The sequence below is a fragment of the Arthrobacter sp. 05T444 genome (assembly GCF_056395905.1).
Window position 1 is genome coordinate 41,189 of record NZ_JBFTKK010000015.1, and the last position, 15,759, is coordinate 56,947.

Below are 15,759 nucleotides of genomic sequence, written 5' to 3' on the forward strand. Positions count from 1 at the left end.
GATGCTTGCCGGTAGGCTGGGAATCTGAATGAAGGCTGTGGGGACGGCGGACGCCGCCCCCACAGCCTTTGAATGACGACGATGAAAACACTGAGCGGGAGCCCATGACGCAGACGAACACGCCAAAGCCCGCGCCGAGGTCCGCCGGGGCTGCCGGCGCTGAAGATCCGGTTCTGGAGGAGACTGGCGCCGCGTCCACCGAGACCGCAGCCGTCCGTCACGATGAAGCGCCGCAGAGCGCGTCGTCCCAGGACACACCGCCGCGGGACACGGCGCCGGCTGCCCCGCCGTCCGTTCCACCCTCTGGCGACATCAGCGTTGTGACAGTCTCCGACGCCCAGGACAGGACGTCGGTTGGCTCGCTGTCCGCCGTCAACACCATGTCGCAGCCTGCCGCCGCGGCAGCGGCCATGCCCCTCGTGACGGCGGGGCCCGGGAACTTGGCGCCAAGCGGTGCTGCCGCCGGGCCAGGGACGCAGCCGGGCACAGAGTCTGAAGCGCACTCTGGCGCCGTCCGGCCGGACCCGAACCAGCCGGACCTCAACCACCCGGACCCCAACCACCCGGACGCCGGGCAGCACCAGGCGGGGGCTGAGGACACGGGCGAAGCTCCCGGCGAAGCGCCGGACCACATCAGTGAACGCCGGGAACGTGCGGAAGGGCCGGAACCCGCTGCCGCACTGACGGCGGACCGCCTGCTGAACAAAGCCGCCGCTGCACCTGTGGCGGGCTGGCGGCGGTGGCTGTACCAGGCCACCCTGGGCTTCGTGAATCTGGGGGATCCGGACCGGGTCAGGATCCAGCGCGCCATGGAGCACCGAATCGCCATGCGGCTTGGGGAACGGACGCGCTATGTTCCCGTTCTGTCCCGCAAGGGCGGCGTGGGGAAGACCACCGTCACCACATTGCTGGGCATGGTGCTGGCAGACCTGCGCGAGGACCGGGTCATCGCCATGGACGCCAATCCGGACCGCGGAACGCTGTCAGACCGTTCTCCCGGCCGGGCGGACTTTACGGCACGCCAGCTGGTCAAGGACAGGTTTACCGTCAACTCCTTCGCTCAGCTGTCCAACTACACCGCCAGGGACGGTTCCCGGCTCGACGTCCTGGCCTCCGACACCGACCCCATGGTGGCCCATGCCTTCGACGACGCCGATTACCGGGCTGTGACCGACATCCTTGGCCGCTACTACTCGATCGTTTTGACGGACTCCGGGACCGGCATGGTGCACTCCGTCATGAAGGGCACGCTCGAAAAGGCCGATGCCGTGGTCCTCGTTTCCGGCGGAAGCGTGGACGAGGCCCGGCTGGCTTCTGAAACGCTGTCCTGGCTGGAAGCGCACGGTCGCCAGGATCTGGTAGCCAGAGCCACCGTTGTCATCAACATGGCTGCCGGTGACCGCACGCTGGTCAACATCGACGAAATCGAGCAGCATTTCCTGTCCCGGGTCAAGAACGTTGTCCGGATTCCCCACGACCGGCACCTCGCCGAGGGGTCCCGGATCCAGCTGAGCCAGCTGAAGCCTGCAACACGCAGTGCAGCGGTGGAGCTTGCGTCCCTCGTGATGGAGGAACTGCAACAGGCCTGAGCATGCCCTGACCTGTTCTAGATGCAGCAGTGAGAACAGAGCCCCGCCGGACGCTCCGGCGGGGCTCTGTGCTTTCCTGTGCGTAAGGGCCCTGTGCGTGTGGGCTGTGAGCGTGAGGGCCCTGTGCGTGCGGACTTGTCAGGCGCGTGTCGGCTTAGGGGACTTGTACATCTCATCGATGAATAACTCGAAGTCCTTCATGACCTGCGCGCGCTTGACCTTCATAGATGGGGTCAGGTGGCCCGAGGCTTCGGTGAAGTCAGATGGAACGATCCTGAAGGACTTGATGGCCTCTGCCTGCGAAACGGACTGGTTCGCATGGTTGATCAGCTCCTGCACTGCCGCCTGGACGGCGCTGTGGTCCGCAGCCTCGGTCACGGTGGTTTCCGGCGGCAGGCCGTGGCGCTGCAGCCATCCCGGGAGGGCCTCCTCGTCGAGCGTGACCAGTGCACCGATGAAGGGGCGGTTGTCGCCCACCACGAGTACTTGGGAAACCAGCGCATCGGCCCGGATCTGGTCCTCGAGCAAGGCCGGAACCACGTTCTTGCCTCCGGCGGTCACAATGATTTCCTTTTTCCGGCCGGTGATGGTCAGGAAGCCGTCGGCATCGAGCTGGCCGATATCTCCGGTTCGGAACCAGCCATCCACAAACGCCTCGGCCGTGAGGTCATCTCGCTGGTAGTAGCCCCGCATGACGCAAACGCCTTTGGTGAGGATCTCGCCGTCGTCGGCAATCTTCACCGTGTTGCCGGCCAGCGGCGCACCGACCGTACCGATCTTGATCCTTTCGGGGGTGTTGACGCTGATCGGCGCCGTGGTCTCTGTCAGGCCATAGCCCTCCAGAATCTGCAGTCCGATGCCCTGGAAAAAGTGGCCGAGCCGCTCACCCAGCGGACCGCCGCCGGACACTGCGTGCGCCACCTGGCCCCCCAAGGCGGCACGGAGCTTTCCGTAGACGAGCTTGTCGAAGATTGCGTGCCGGATTTTCAGCCCGAACCCGACGCCGCCGTCCTGCCGGGCGCGGGAATAGGCAATGGCGGTGTCGGCGGCCTTGTGGAAAATCGCGCCCTTTCCGCTGTCCTCGGCCTTGGTGAGCGCCGAGTTGTACACCTTCTCGAACACGCGGGGCACTGCAAGGATGAACGTGGGCTTGTAGCTCTGCAGATCGGGCAGGAGGTGCTTGATGTCCGGCGTGTGGGCCACGGTGACGCCCGCTGCGACCGCGAGGACCGAGATGAAACGTGCGAAGACGTGGGCCAGCGGGAGGAACATGATGGTCCGGGCCTGCTCGTTGACGATCTGGCGCAGTGAGGTGGCCAGCGCGTTCTCCGACAGTTCCACGAAATTCCCGTGCGTCAGTTCGCAGCCCTTGGGCCGGCCCGTGGTTCCGGAGGTGTAGATGATGGTGGCGATGTCGCTGAGGTTGGCGGCCTGCCGGCGTTCCTCGAGTTCGTCGTCGCTGACGTTCGACCCGGCTTCGCGGAGGGCATCCAGGCCTCGTCCTTCAAGCTGCCAGACGTGTGTGAGGGCGGTGAGACCCTCGGAGACGGCAGCCTGCCTGATGATGTTTTCGTGGTGGTCGGACTCGCCGAAGGCGGCCACCGCCCCGGAATCGCCCAGGTTCCAGGCAACCTGGGACGGAGAGGATGTCTCATAGATGGGCACGGACACGCCGCCGGCGAACCAGATGGCAAAGTCGACGAGTGCCCATTCGTAGCGTGTGCGGGACATGATCCCCACGCGGTCTCCGGCGCCCACGCCGCTGGCAATGAGTCCCTTCGCGAGGGCGGAGACGTCTGCCAGGAAGTCCACGGCCGCGATGTCCTGCCATTGACCGGCAGCGTCCAGCCGGGAAAACAGGGCCGGATTTGTTGCCTTGGCCGCCTGGCGCACCACAAGGTCCGTGATATTGGTGTCCGGGGGGACGGTCACCAGGGGCGGAACACTGAATTCGCGCACGATAGCTCCTTTGATATCCGTAGGCCGCTGCGGTTAGTCCTAACCTTAGTACCCCGCCCATGCGGGCCAGGTGCCATTTAGCTACTCGCCAGTAACATTACGTCAATGCGCCGTTTCAGCCAATAAGTCACGGGCGGGCGTGCCCCGGCGCCGACACCTAGAATGGGGGATTATGCAGCAGCCCCCGCCCAGCGAACAGACCGGACCGCACAGCCCGACCCGTGAGACCGGACCGCGGGCATGGCGGCGACGCTCGCTCGGCAGCCAGGGCGGCAGCTCACCCCGCCGGATGTTCCGGCAGCACATGCGCCCAGCCGGCACGGGGCTGGCCATCGGCATCGACATCGGCGGCACCAAGGTTGCGGCCGGGGTAGTCGACGCGGAGGGACGGATCGTCAGCGAAGCCAGGCGGTCCACCCCAGGTAGTGACCCCCGTGCCGTCGAACAGGTAATAGTCGAACTCGTGGAGGAACTGGGCCGCGGAGCCCGGATCAGGTCCGTGGGCATCGGCGCGGCCGGTTGGATGGATCTCGACGGCGGCACCGTCCTCTTCAGCCCGCACCTTGCCTGGCGCAACGAACCGCTGAGGGACAACCTGCAGCGCCTGCTGCGCCGCCCCGTCATGCTGGTCAACGACGCCGACGCCGCCGCGTGGGCAGAATGGCGGTTTGGCGCCGGCCAGGGGCAGGACCGTCTGGTGTGCATCACCCTCGGGACCGGTATCGGCGGGGCCATGGTCATGGACGGCCGTGTCGAGCGGGGCCGATTCGGTGTCGCAGGGGAATTCGGGCACCAGATCATCATGCCCGGCGGCCACCGCTGCGAATGCGGCAACCGCGGCTGCTGGGAACAGTACGCTTCCGGCAATGCCCTCGGCCGGGAGGCCCGGGAGCTCGCCCTCGCTAACTCCCCGGTGGCGCAGGAGCTCCTCAAGGCCGTCGACGGACACGCAGACCGCATCACGGGAGCCACGGTGACCGAACTGGCCATCTCCGGAGACGCGGCGTCGCGGGAGCTGCTGGAAGATGTGGGGGACTGGCTGGGGCTCGGGCTGGCCAACCTGGCCGCGGCACTCGACCCGGGAAAATTCGTGATCGGCGGTGGACTTTGCGCGGCCGGCGAGCTGCTCGTGGCGCCGGCCAGGAAGGCCTTTGCCCGGAACCTCACCGGGCGCGGCTTCCGCCCTGCCGCGGAGATTGCCCTCGCGGCCCTCGGGCCGAACGCCGGACTCATCGGCGCCGCAGACCTGTCCCGCGTCAGTAGCCGGACGCACAACTGACCCGGCCTTCCCGCTTAGACCCGGCGTCCCGCTTAGACCCGGGCGCCGTCGTCGTTTTCGTCCTTGTCCTGGGGCAGCTTCATGATCAGGTAGACCACCGCGCCCACAAAGGTGACCACCATGCCGAGGATCGCCAGGAGCGGCGCTGAGCGCCAGAACATCGCCGACAATACCAATGCCACTGGAGCGCCCACTGCGCCGATCCACGCCAGCATGGTCAGGGGGTCGGTGGCCGAGAGGCTGGGCGGTTCCTCGGGCACAAATGCGCCATCGTCGTCTTCCATGCCGTAGTCGCGTGGGCCTTCGGATCCTGCAGATCCCGGCGCCCCGGACCCCGGCGGAGCGTTCTCGGCAGCGCGCTGGCGGGCGGCCGCCTCCTGCCGCTCTGCTGCCGACAACTCGGTGGGCGCGCCGGCACGCGGTGCGAGCCCCAGCGGATCAAAGTCGGTGAAGTGCTTGGCCGGGCTCTCCGCTGCGGAACCTGGCATCGTGCCGCCGGCGGCGCCGGTGCTGTCCGCGGCGGGAGTACTCCCGGCACCGTTTTGGTTGCGGGTTTCGGGATCAAAAGCAGTGTCCGCTTCCAGCCTGGCCACGAGATCCAGCCAGACGGCGTCGTCCTGGTTGGCGCTGGGATCGGACGAATTTGAATCAGGCCTGTTCATCGGGCTCGCCCTTCTGGCTTGCTGTCGCGGACTGCTTCAGACCCGGGCGGGTCTGCGCGAGAACGTCACGGATGAAGTCCACCGAGCCGCTGAAGATCTGCTCGGCGTCGTTATCGAGGGTCGCTACGTGATAGCTGTTCTCAAGTTTGGTCAACTGCAGGGGCGCGCGGGTCAGGCCGCGCCGAAGGGCTACGATGCTCGAGTCGGAAACGACGTGGTCCACCGTGGAGCGGAACACGTGCACCGGGGCTGTAATGCGCGGCAACAGCTTGCGGGTGTCCTTGAACATCTTGTTGAGTTCATGGGCCGCCGCCACGGGGGTTCTGGCGTAGGCGCCCTCGTCAATGCCCGGTTTGAGGATGTCGTTTCCTATGGACGGCGTGCTCTTGAGCACCAGCTTGAGGATTCCGGCCAGCGGGGCGCGGGGATCGTCGATGACAAGTGCGGGATTGACGAGGATGGTGCCGGCAACCGGCCGGGTGGCGGCGATACGAAGGGCCAGGGCGCCGCCCATTGAGATGCCCGCCGAGAAGACCTGGTCGCACTCGGCATCAAGTTCCAGGTACGCCGCATCCATGGCGTCATGCCACTCCGGCCAGCGGCTTCGCGCCAGTTCCTGCCAGGTGGTGCCATGACCGGGAAGCAGCGGCATGCGGACGGCGAAGCCGGCTAAGGCAAACGCCGCTGCCCAGGCCCGCACCGCGTGCGGACTGCCGGTGAACCCGTGCGAGAGTGCGACGCCGACACTCGGGCCCTCGCCGGAAAAGGGGCTGCTGAACGGACTGTGGTCCGGAACTATGCTCATGACTTCTCCGACGATACGTGGCTTCGTGCGTGCACCTGAAAGAACCGCGCGGACGCTTCGAAAATTTCCCGGGCGTCGACATCCAGCGTCGCAACGTGGCCGCTGTGTTGAAGCCAAACGACCTCAAGGCAGGTTGATCCGAGACCCTTCCTGACCATAGCCAGGGACGTGGGCGGCACCACGATGTCGTTCACTGACTTGAAAACCAGCACCGGCGCCTTGATCCTGGGGAGTCCGCGGACAGCGGCCGCGAAGAGCCTTTTCAGCTGATGGACGGCTGCCAGCGGCGTCCGTGAGTAGTCGCCGTCTTCGGTGCGGGACGCCGTCGGATTTTCCTCTTCAATGGGAACCGTGGTCCGCTGGAAGTACTTGAGCAGTCCGATGACCCGGACCCGGCGGTCATAGAAACTCAGTCCCGGGTTGACCACGGCCACGCCTGACACATCCCGGCGGGCGGCAGTCAGCAGTGCGATGGCGCCGCCCATGGACAAGCCGGCCACATAGCAGTCGTCGGTCTTGGCGGCAAGCTCCAGATACGCCTTGTCAAAGGCGCCGAACCAGTCGCCCCAGCCAGTGCGGGCCAGATCCTGCCACCGCGTCCCGTGGCCGGGCAACAGCGGTACAGAGACCGCGAAGCCCCGTTCTGCCAGGTATTCCGCCCAAGGAAGGATGCTCAAGGGGCTGCCGGTGAAGCCATGGCAGATGGCGATTCCGATGCGCGCATTCGGGCCATGGCCCGGGTAGCTGAAAGCGGCGGGCGTGGTCCGGTCGCTGCTTTCTGTCATGAGACCATCGTGTCACTGTTACGCCTAAATCTCACTAGAGTAGGGTTGCATTGCAGTGCTGGCCGGGTCCTTTGGAGCGCCTGCCAGTTGCCTTCCGGAGGGGTTTGGACACGTGTTCTATTGGGTCATGAAAAGGGTCTTCCTGGGTCCGGTGCTCCGCACCCTCTTCCGGCCTTGGGTCAAGGGACTGGACAACGTGCCGGCCGAGGGCGCGGCGATTATTGCCTCCAACCACCTGTCCTTTTCGGATTCTATCTTCATGCCGCTCATGGTGCCCCGGCCCGTGATTTTCCTGGCCAAATCGGAGTACTTCACCGGCACAGGGCTCAAGGGCCGGATGACGGCCCTGTTCTTCCGGCTCACCAACCAGCTCCCCATGGACCGCTCCGGTGGTGCTGCATCCGCGGCCTCGCTGGAGACAGGCATGGACGTGCTGACCAGCGGGGGACTGCTGGGGATCTATCCCGAGGGGACACGAAGCCCTGATGCCCGCCTGTACCGGGGCAAAGTGGGGGTGGCCCGGTTGGCACTCCAGGCCGGGGTGCCCGTGATTCCGGTGGCGATGATCGGTACGGACAAGGTCCAGCCGATCGGAAAACGGCTGCCCAACATCCGCCGCATTGGCATGATCTTCGGCGAACCTTTGGATTTCAGCCGGTATCAGGGCATGGCGGAAGACCGGCTGATCCAGCGATCGGTAACCGATGAAATCATGTATGAGCTCATGCGCCTCTCCGGGCAGGAATACGTGGATGAATATGCCGCCGTGGTCAAGCTGCGGCTGGCGGGGAAGGGCCCCTCCGCCGCGGCCCCGTCCGCTGAGACCCCGTCTGGCGGGATCCCGACCAACGCGACCCCGGCGGGTGACACCCCGCCGGGCGCCTCCGCTGCCCGTGACGCTCGCGGTGACATCCCGCCGGATGGATCCGCGCAGGTTGCCGGGGAGCTTAACGCCGGGGAGCCTAATGCAGGGGAACCGGCCCCTGCCGGCGGACCTGATGCCGCGCCCGGGGAAACTCCCGGACGAGGCTCCCGGCACGAGCCAAGTGGGGAGAACGACGCCGGATCCTCCCGCAGTGCCTAGGCGCCCCTTGCGCTCGGCATAGGTGTATGACGCCCAGCCTCCGGTCAATGACAGGTCGGGTGTCCGGATGCCCGCTCCGGCAACTAGTCTTAGTAGTGTGACTGAGCTATCTGCAAAACCGGCCTCTTCCCTGACCAGCACCGCACAGAGCGGTGCCGCTAATTATCCGGGACTGGACAACTGGCGGGACCTTCCCATCTCGCAGCAGCCCACGTGGCAGGACAGGGACGTCTTCGACGCATCCGTCGGTGAACTGTCGGTGCTCCCGCCCCTCGTTTTCGCCGGTGAAGTCGACGTTCTCCGCGAACGGCTCGCCGCCGCCGCGCAGGGCAAAGCTTTCCTGCTCCAGGGCGGAGACTGCGCCGAGACGTTCGGGGACGCTACGGCGGACAAGATCAGCGCCCGCGTGAAAACGATCCTGCAGATGGCAGTGGTCCTCACGTATGGTGCCGCAATGCCGGTAATCAAGATGGGCCGGATGGCGGGCCAGTTCGCCAAGCCGCGCTCCTCGAACGATGAAACCCGCGATGGCGTGACCCTTCCGGCCTACCGCGGGGACATCGTCAACGGGTACGACTTCACCCCCGAATCCCGGGGCCACGATGCCAGCCGGATGCTCAGGGCCTACCACACCTCCGCTTCCACGCTGAACCTGATCCGTGCCTTCACCCAGGGCGGCTTCGCGGACCTTCGCCTCGTGCACCAGTGGAACAAGGGCTTCACCGAGAACCCCGCCCACGCGCGTTACGAATCGCTGGCACGGGACATCGACCGTGCCATCAAGTTCATGGCGTCCTGTGGCGCAGACTTCGAGGCGCTGAAGCGTGTGGAGTTCTACGCCAGCCACGAGGCGCTGCTGCTCGACTACGAACGTGCCCTGACCCGCATCGATTCGCGCACCGGCTTCCCCTATGACACCTCCGCGCACTTCCTGTGGATCGGTGAGCGCACCCGCGAACTGGACCACGCGCACGTCGATTTCCTCTCGCGTGTGCGCAATCCGATCGGTGTAAAGCTCGGCCCGTCCACCAGCGGTGACGATGCCCTGCGGCTGATCGACAAGCTGGATCCGGACCGCGAACCCGGCCGTCTGACCTTCATCACCCGCATGGGTGCGGGCAACATCCGCGAAAAGCTTCCCGCGATCGTGGAAAGGGTCACGGCGTCCGGCGCGAAGGTCCTGTGGGTCACCGATCCGATGCACGGGAACACCGTCACGTCGCCGAACGGCTACAAGACCCGCAACTTCGACGACGTCATCGATGAGGTCCGCGGCTTCTTCGAAGTGCACCATGCCCTGGGCACGATTCCGGGCGGCCTGCACGTCGAAATGACTGGTGACGATGTTGCCGAATGCCTGGGCGGCGCCGACCCCATCGATCAGGAAGCCTTCCTGGACCGCTACGAGTCGGTGTGCGATCCGCGCCTGAATCACATGCAGTCCCTGGAGATGGCATTCCTCGTGGCCGGGGCCCTGTCCCGGCACTAAAGGGGAGGCCGGGCACCGTAGAAGCGTCCCGGCACTAACTCCAAGCGGTTCCCTGGCGGGCTCCGGGCATGTCCCGGGGCCCGCAGGCATGTCGTGGGCCAGACGCCGGGGACGGGCCAATGCTCTGGAACGGTTAGACGACCGTGAGCGTCACGACTGATCCCTCAGGTACCTCGGTGTCCACCGGATCCTGGTCCCGGACCGTGCCGAAGAACCCGCCCAGGATGTTGTTGACGCGGACTTCGAAGCCGCGCTTCTCCAGTGCTTCGCGGGCATCGCTGGCCTGCTTGCCGATGTAGTTCGGCACCTTCACGAGCTTCGGTCCGTCGGAGATGGTCAGAGTTATGGCCTGGCCCCGCGTCAGATTGCCAGACGCCGGCTCCTGGTTGACGACGGCGCCCTTCGGAACGTTCCGGTCATGCACGGTGTCCTTCGCGACTACCGCCTTCAGCCCGGCCGCCTCGATGGCCTGGACGGCAGATTCCTTCTCCTCGCCGCGCACATCCGGTACGGGTATGGGCTGCGGGCCTTTGGAAACTGTGAGGCTCACGGGCGTTCCGTGCCTGACTTGTGTTCCCGCCGCGGGGGACTGGCCGAGGACTGTGCCTGCCGCCGCTTCTTCATCGAACTTCTCGGTGATCTTTCCCAGGGCCATTTCAGAGCCGTTGAGGGCTGACTTGGCCGTTTCCAAGGACTTTCCTGACAGCACGGGAAGCGGGAAAAGCTGCGGGCCCTTGGAGACGAAGAGTGAGACCTGCTGGAATTTGCGGATCTCCGTTCCGGCATCTGGCTCCGACCCCACGACCAGCCCTGCACGGACGTCGTCGTCGAAAACATCCTGGGTGCTCGACTGAAAGCCGGCCGTGCGGAGGAGTTGCTGCGCCTCGGCCACGGTCCTGTTCGCTACTGAGGGCACGGTGCCGGGGGAACCCGGACCCATGCCGAAGAACCAGCCTGCGCCGGTGGCCAGGAGCGCCGCGATGACCAGAATCACGATCCAGAGAGCGCCACGGCGCCGTGAGTTGCCTTCGCGCAGCGTGCGCAGCGGGGTTGCGGCGGCCCGGGAGCGCGCCCTTTCGCCGACGCGGTCCTGTTTCCGCTGTTCCCTCTTGCTCAGTTCCCTGTCGCCGGCTTCCCTGGAACCCAGGGCAGCGGGCGCGGCGTCGTCGGTTTCGGGCGGCTCCAGCCCGAAGGCCGGGGGCAGCTGCCGGGCATGGGGGAAGACCGCTGTGGGGTTGCTCGTGTGCGAAATGATTTCCGTGGGCCGCTGTACCGGACTCAGCAGTTCGGTATGGTTCACGGCGGCCGGCCGCTGTGGCATCGGCGGCTGTGGCGGGACGGGTCCTGCTGCGCCGGTGCGTCCGCCCGCGCCCATCTCCGGCTCCGCGCCGGCTGCCTCCGCGGCATGGAGGGCCGCCGGGGGTTGCAGGTCAAGCTCCGTGTCGGTGAGGTTGGTGCGGATGTGCCGCAGTTCGGAGAGCAGTGCATAGCCGTCCACGGGACGTTTTTCGGGATCGTTCGCGGTGCACCACTGCACGAGCTCGTCGACTTCTTCAGCGAGCCCGGGGGCGAACCCGGAAGGTGGCCCAACCGTCGAATTCACGTGCTGGTAGGCCACCTGGATCGGGACTTCACCGTCGAAGGGCTGCCGGCCGGTGAGCATCTCGAAAAGCATGATTCCGGTGGAGTAAATGTCACTGCGTGCATCGGCCGGTTTGCCCAGCACCAACTCTGGTGACAGATAGGCCACCGTGCCGATCAGCGTCCCGGTACTCGTGGTGGCGGTGACTGCCCTCGCCAGTCCGAAGTCGCCGATTTTTATCCGGCCGTCTTCGGCTATCAGCACGTTCTCCGGTTTGACGTCCCGGTGAATGAGTCCCGCTGCATGGGCGGCGCCGAGGCCTTCCACGACAGGATCGATGAGGGCGAGGGCGAGCCGGGGCGAGAGGGCGCCCTTTGCGTTGATGACGTCCCGGAGGGTGTGGCCCTTGATGTACTCCATTACCAGGTAGGCCGTCCGGCCGTCGTGCCCCTGGTCGAGCACACCCACCACATGGGGGTGGGACAGCTTGGCGGCAGCCCGTGCTTCGCGGGCCAGGCGGTCAAGGAAATTACCGTCATTAACCAGGTGCGGGTGGAGGACCTTCAGTGCCACTTCGCGGTCGAGCCGTTGGTCCGTTGCCAGGTACACGGTGGACATTCCGCCCCTTGCCAGCCTGGAATTGACCCGGTAGCGATTATCCACCAGGGAACCAACAAGACTGTCCGACACGTTTTCCTGCACCCTACGATCCTAATTGCTGCACGGAAACGGGTCCGAATCAACATGCGATCCGGACCCGTATCGTTATCCGCAGCGGCGGCCCCTGCACCACGCGGATGGGGGCGCCGGGGGGTTTAGCTGAAAGTCTTCCGGTGCGCCTTGATGGCCGCAACGTAAGCCTTGGTATCGGAGTACATGCCGTGCTTGCTGACTGAATACTGACCCTGGTAGTAGCCGGCGATTGCGTAGTCCGTGTTCTTGCTTGTGCGGATGAGCTGCCGGATGATGGCCACGCCGGCGGTCGCGTTATCGTACGGGTCAAGCAGGTTGAGCTTCCGCCCGACAAGATCGGATGCCCACTCGCCCGAGGAGGGTATGACCTGCATGGTGCCGATGGCATTGGCAGGGGACACGGCGCGCTGGTTGAACCCCGACTCCTGGTAGGCGAAGGCTTTGGCGAGGGCAGGGTCCACTCCCATGCGCCGGGCTGTATCGGCCACGATGGACTGCATCTGCGCCAATGTCGGCACCGGCGACGCGTTGAGCAGTGCCTTGTTCTTGTTGGCGGAGCTCACTACTGCCGCGGGGTAGGTGTAGCCAAGGAAGGAACTGGGCACCAACGGAGTGACGCTGGATGCCGGCTGGAGTGCGCCGGTGGACTTCCCCGGGATGACCAGCTTGTGACCGGGGTAGATGATGCTGGTTACCTTGAGCCGGTTCGCCGCCAGGATGTCGGCAAGCCGGACTCCGTGCCGTGCAGCAATTCCGGACAGCGTATCCCCGGACTTGATGGTGTAGGACCGGGATGAGGCCTGGGCAGCGGGAGCCGGGCTGGCCGAAGCGGGCGACACTGCCACCCCGGCGCCGATCTTGATTTTCTGTCCCGGGTAGATGACCGACGACAGGCTCAGGCGGTTCCATCCCAGTACCTGGGACAGCTTGACACCGTGCCGGGCAGCGATGCCGCCCAGGGTGTCGCCGGATTTAACGGTATACGTTCTGCCGCCGGTGCTGGCTGCGGCAACCGGTGCCTTCTTGGCGGCGGGTGCGGCGGCAGTCAACTTGATCCTCTGGCCGGGATAAATCACCGAGTTGAGTTTCAGCTTGTTCAGCTTGAGCACCCCCGATGTGCTCAGGCCGTAGCGGCCGGCGATGCCGCTGACCGTATCGCCTCGGACAACCGTATGGCTGCTAGGCGTTGCACGGGAAGGCTGCAAGCCGGCCGGAATGGTGGCCGGAACGGACGCGGCGGGAATGACGCCGGCTTTGGCCGCAGCTGCCTGGGCTTGCATGGCGGCAGCAAGCATTGCGGGAATCGCGCTGGGCTGTGCGTCCGCAGCGGCGGGCTGGGCGAGCGCCAGGGAGGACAGCATGACGGCAGGCAGCGTTGCTGTCGTCGCCGCAATCATGGGAAGGCTCGGCCTGGGGGGCTGCTTTGGCGAGCGGGTCGTCGTCATGGGAAAGATCCTCTTCTCAGCGGCGAATGCTGTCGGTCAGGCCAGTGTGACTAATGATACTAGTGTTACTCAAGTTATTTTTGTTGCAAATGTGGTCTATGAGAATCTCTCATGATTTTGCATTTAGCACAAGAATTGCCTGGCATGCGGAAAGTTAGGCTTTCTGGTGTGTCGCGCATTGAAATCAACGAAAAACCGTGGCTGCACCCCGCCGACTAGGCGTGCATGCGCTGGTCATGGCAATCTTGACCCGTGAGTACTGTAGAAAGCCTTGTTGGCGACTGGTTGCCCCTGCCCGATGTAGCCCAGCTGCTGGACGTTTCCATCACCAAAGTCCACGGGCTGCTGGATGAACGCGCGCTGGCCGCGCTCCGCGTGGGCGATCGCCGCATCCGGTGCGTGCCTGCGGCCTTCCTGCAGGACGGACACGTGGTGGAAAGCCTCAAGGGCACGATTATTGTTTTGTCCGATGCCGGCTACTCAGACGAAGAACTCATCACCTGGCTCTTTACGCCCGACGATTCGCTGCGCGGCCGCCCCGTTGACGCGCTGCGGGAAGGGCGCAAAACCGAGATCCGCCGGCGCGCCCAGTCCCTGGCCTGGTAGACGCGTCCCTGGCCTGACAGGCAGGCACGCAGGCAGGCGGGGCGAGGCTCAGACCTCGGTTGTTCGCGCAGCGCAGGGACGGGCCAGGACGGCCCGTCCCTGCGTTCGTCTCAGGCGGTGCGGCTTACTGTGGCTTCAGCCAGCTTCCGCAAGGCGGTCTTCGGCAGGTCGTCCAACGGGAGCAACTCGAGTGCATCAAACGCCGCCGCCCCGAACTCGTCGATGAGGACTTCGGTTGCGTGCAGCGCACCGCAGTCCGCAATGATCCTGCGGATCTCCGCAACGTCTTCGTCGCTCAGATCCGGACTGCCGAGCTTCGCGTCGATATAGGCCGATTCCTCCGGTGTCGACAGATCCAGGGCAAAGGCCACCAATACAGTCCGCTTGCCTTCCCTCAGATCATCCCCCGCGGGCTTCCCGGTGGTGACCGGGTCCCCAAAGACGCCCAGGACGTCGTCGCGGAGCTGGAAGGCCTCGCCCAGCGGCAGTGCGAATGCAGAGTAGCCGCGAAGGAGCTCATCCGAGGCCCCTCCGAGCGCTCCGCCCAAAGCGAGCGGGTGCTCAGTTGAGTACTTGGCCGATTTGAAGCGGATGATCGACTGCGCCCGGCTCACGGCGCCGGCGCGGTCGCGCACAGGTCCGGCGACCTCTTCAAGAATGTCCAGGTATTGGCCGGCCATGACTTCGGCCCGCATGAGGTTAAAGATCAGCCTCGCCCGGCTCCCGGACGCCGCCTGCTCGCCGATCTCGGTGAATGCTTCTTCGCTGAACGACAGGCATAGGTCGCCGGCAAGGATGGCTGCCGCGTGGCCAAACCGTTCACTGTCGAGGGCCCAGCCCTGACTCTCGTGCAGCTGGCTGAACCGGCGGTGGACGCTGGGGCCGCCACGCCGCGTGTCTGAACGGTCGATGATGTCGTCATGGATCAGCGCCGCAGCCTGGAACAGCTCGAGAGCCGCGCCGGCGGTGATGACGTCCGCGGCGGATGCCGGTCCGCCGGCTCCGCGCCATCCCCAGTAACACATGAGTGCACGGAGCCGCTTGCCTCCGGTGACCAGGTTTGAGATGGAGCCCATGATGGGATCGATATCCGGCGAGATTGCGGTCATCACGGATTGTCTCGACGTCAGGAAGTCTGTGAGCTTGCCCGCGACAGCAGCCACGAAGGCTGTCTGTTCGACGCGCAGCTGTTCGGCCACCATCACTTGACGGACTCAGGTGCCACGTTGGCGCCGATGGTGAACGTGGATACGCCTGCATTCTCCGGGACCGCGATGTTGACGGTCTCATTGCCGGCCCGGACGAAGTCCTTGGAGGCAACGGTGCCGACGCTGTTGCCCGGAACGGCCTTGAATCCCTGAGCCTCGAGTGCTTTGGTGTAAAAAGCGACGACGGCGGCAGGCCTGGCGGCAGCGGAGCCCACCAGGGCGACGGTGGCGGGGGAAGCCGACTTGTCGAAACTGCTCGCCACGACCTTGGCCCCGGGCATGAGCGGAAGAAGCTTTTGCGGGAACCCGGCGACGAGTGCCCCCACAGTGGCTGAGGTGCCGGGCGAAGCTGACGGGCTGGGCGGAGCCGTGTTGCTCGCCTGCGCCAGGGCCGAGGTCGAAACAGCAGCTTCAGTGGATGCGCCTGGTCCAGGGGCAGGCGCCGCGCAGGCCGACATCACTGCCATCACCGTGCCGGCCGCAAGCAGGACAAGTCCTGCAGGCATGTGCGTTCCAATGACCTTCACAGGTGCGTTCCTCCTGGGGTTTGATGCCGGATGCAGCCTCCAGTTT

At 65.5% G+C, this 15,759-nt stretch carries 14 protein-coding genes; 6 read left to right on the top strand and 8 right to left on the bottom strand.

From position 1 onward, the window contains the following. Positions 1-104: 104 nt before the first annotated feature. Positions 105-1,589, top strand: a complete 1,485-nt coding sequence (locus tag AC1DD3_RS15085; RefSeq protein WP_476876583.1) for a MinD/ParA family ATP-binding protein — start codon at positions 105-107, stop codon at positions 1,587-1,589. Between the two features lie 138 nt (positions 1,590-1,727). Here AC1DD3_RS15085 and AC1DD3_RS15090 read toward each other — a convergent pair whose 3' ends face one another. Continuing rightward, entirely contained in the window at positions 1,728-3,548 is a 1,821-nt protein-coding gene (locus AC1DD3_RS15090) for an AMP-dependent synthetase/ligase (protein ID WP_230117693.1), read from the bottom strand. 289 nt (positions 3,549-3,837) lie between these two features. Between AC1DD3_RS15090 and AC1DD3_RS15095 the strand changes: the two genes are divergently transcribed. Next, on the top strand, positions 3,838-4,827 hold the full coding sequence (locus AC1DD3_RS15095) for an ROK family glucokinase (RefSeq protein WP_230117732.1): 990 nt from the start codon (positions 3,838-3,840) through the stop codon (positions 4,825-4,827). Positions 4,828-4,859: 32 nt separating this feature from the next. Here AC1DD3_RS15095 and AC1DD3_RS15100 read toward each other — a convergent pair whose 3' ends face one another. The 3 genes from AC1DD3_RS15100 to AC1DD3_RS15110 are packed head-to-tail and all read right to left on the bottom strand — an operon-like array spanning position 4,860 to position 7,079. Next, complete coding sequence (locus AC1DD3_RS15100) at positions 4,860-5,489, bottom strand: hypothetical protein (RefSeq protein WP_230117692.1); 630 nt, start codon at positions 5,487-5,489, stop codon at positions 4,860-4,862. Further along, positions 5,476-6,294: an alpha/beta hydrolase gene (locus AC1DD3_RS15105; protein ID WP_230117691.1), complete on the bottom strand. Its 819-nt coding sequence runs from the start codon at positions 6,292-6,294 to the stop codon at positions 5,476-5,478. Before AC1DD3_RS15105 ends, AC1DD3_RS15100 begins: the two co-directional genes overlap by 14 nt. Then, a complete protein-coding gene (locus tag AC1DD3_RS15110) occupies positions 6,291-7,079 on the bottom strand; it encodes an alpha/beta hydrolase (RefSeq protein WP_230117690.1) in 789 nt (262 codons plus the stop codon). The genes AC1DD3_RS15105 and AC1DD3_RS15110 overlap by 4 nt, the downstream gene beginning before the upstream one ends. A gap of 112 nt (positions 7,080-7,191) precedes the next feature. Here AC1DD3_RS15110 and AC1DD3_RS15115 point away from each other — a divergent pair, with 112 nt between their 5' ends. Beyond that, on the top strand, positions 7,192-8,163 hold the full coding sequence (locus tag AC1DD3_RS15115) for a 1-acyl-sn-glycerol-3-phosphate acyltransferase (protein ID WP_230117689.1): 972 nt from the start codon (positions 7,192-7,194) through the stop codon (positions 8,161-8,163). A gap of 97 nt (positions 8,164-8,260) precedes the next feature. Further along, positions 8,261-9,652, top strand: a complete 1,392-nt coding sequence (locus tag AC1DD3_RS15120; protein WP_230117688.1) for a class II 3-deoxy-7-phosphoheptulonate synthase — start codon at positions 8,261-8,263, stop codon at positions 9,650-9,652. Positions 9,653-9,785: 133 nt separating this feature from the next. Here the strand turns inward: AC1DD3_RS15120 and AC1DD3_RS15125 are convergent, their stop codons facing one another. Together AC1DD3_RS15125 and AC1DD3_RS15130 are read right to left on the bottom strand one after the other, a co-directional pair. Continuing rightward, positions 9,786-11,936 (bottom strand): Stk1 family PASTA domain-containing Ser/Thr kinase, encoded by a 2,151-nt coding sequence (locus tag AC1DD3_RS15125; protein WP_476882022.1) that lies wholly within the window; start codon positions 11,934-11,936, stop codon positions 9,786-9,788. A 113-nt stretch (positions 11,937-12,049) separates the two neighbouring features. Further along, positions 12,050-13,372, bottom strand: a complete 1,323-nt coding sequence (locus AC1DD3_RS15130) for a lytic transglycosylase domain-containing protein (RefSeq protein ID WP_230117686.1) — start codon at positions 13,370-13,372, stop codon at positions 12,050-12,052. On the opposite strand from AC1DD3_RS15130, the gene AC1DD3_RS15135 reads away from it, so the two are divergent. Together AC1DD3_RS15135 and AC1DD3_RS15140 are read left to right on the top strand one after the other, a co-directional pair. Then, the gene (locus tag AC1DD3_RS15135; protein ID WP_476882032.1) at positions 13,287-13,487 is read left to right on the top strand and encodes a hypothetical protein; all 201 of its coding nucleotides are present in this window, start codon (positions 13,287-13,289) and stop codon (positions 13,485-13,487) included. The two genes, AC1DD3_RS15130 and AC1DD3_RS15135, sit on opposite strands and share 86 nt — an antisense overlap. Before the next feature lie 137 nt (positions 13,488-13,624). Beyond that, positions 13,625-13,978 carry an Rv2175c family DNA-binding protein gene (locus AC1DD3_RS15140; RefSeq protein WP_230117685.1) on the top strand — a complete coding sequence of 118 codons (354 nt, stop codon included), beginning with the start codon at positions 13,625-13,627 and terminating at the stop codon, positions 13,976-13,978. Between the two features lie 110 nt (positions 13,979-14,088). Here the strand turns inward: AC1DD3_RS15140 and AC1DD3_RS15145 are convergent, their stop codons facing one another. Continuing rightward, positions 14,089-15,183 carry a polyprenyl synthetase family protein gene (locus AC1DD3_RS15145; RefSeq protein WP_476876586.1) on the bottom strand — a complete coding sequence of 365 codons (1,095 nt, stop codon included), beginning with the start codon at positions 15,181-15,183 and terminating at the stop codon, positions 14,089-14,091. Further along, positions 15,180-15,713 carry a hypothetical protein gene (locus AC1DD3_RS15150; protein ID WP_476882023.1) on the bottom strand — a complete coding sequence of 178 codons (534 nt, stop codon included), beginning with the start codon at positions 15,711-15,713 and terminating at the stop codon, positions 15,180-15,182. Before AC1DD3_RS15150 ends, AC1DD3_RS15145 begins: the two co-directional genes overlap by 4 nt. Positions 15,714-15,759 lie beyond the last annotated feature (46 nt).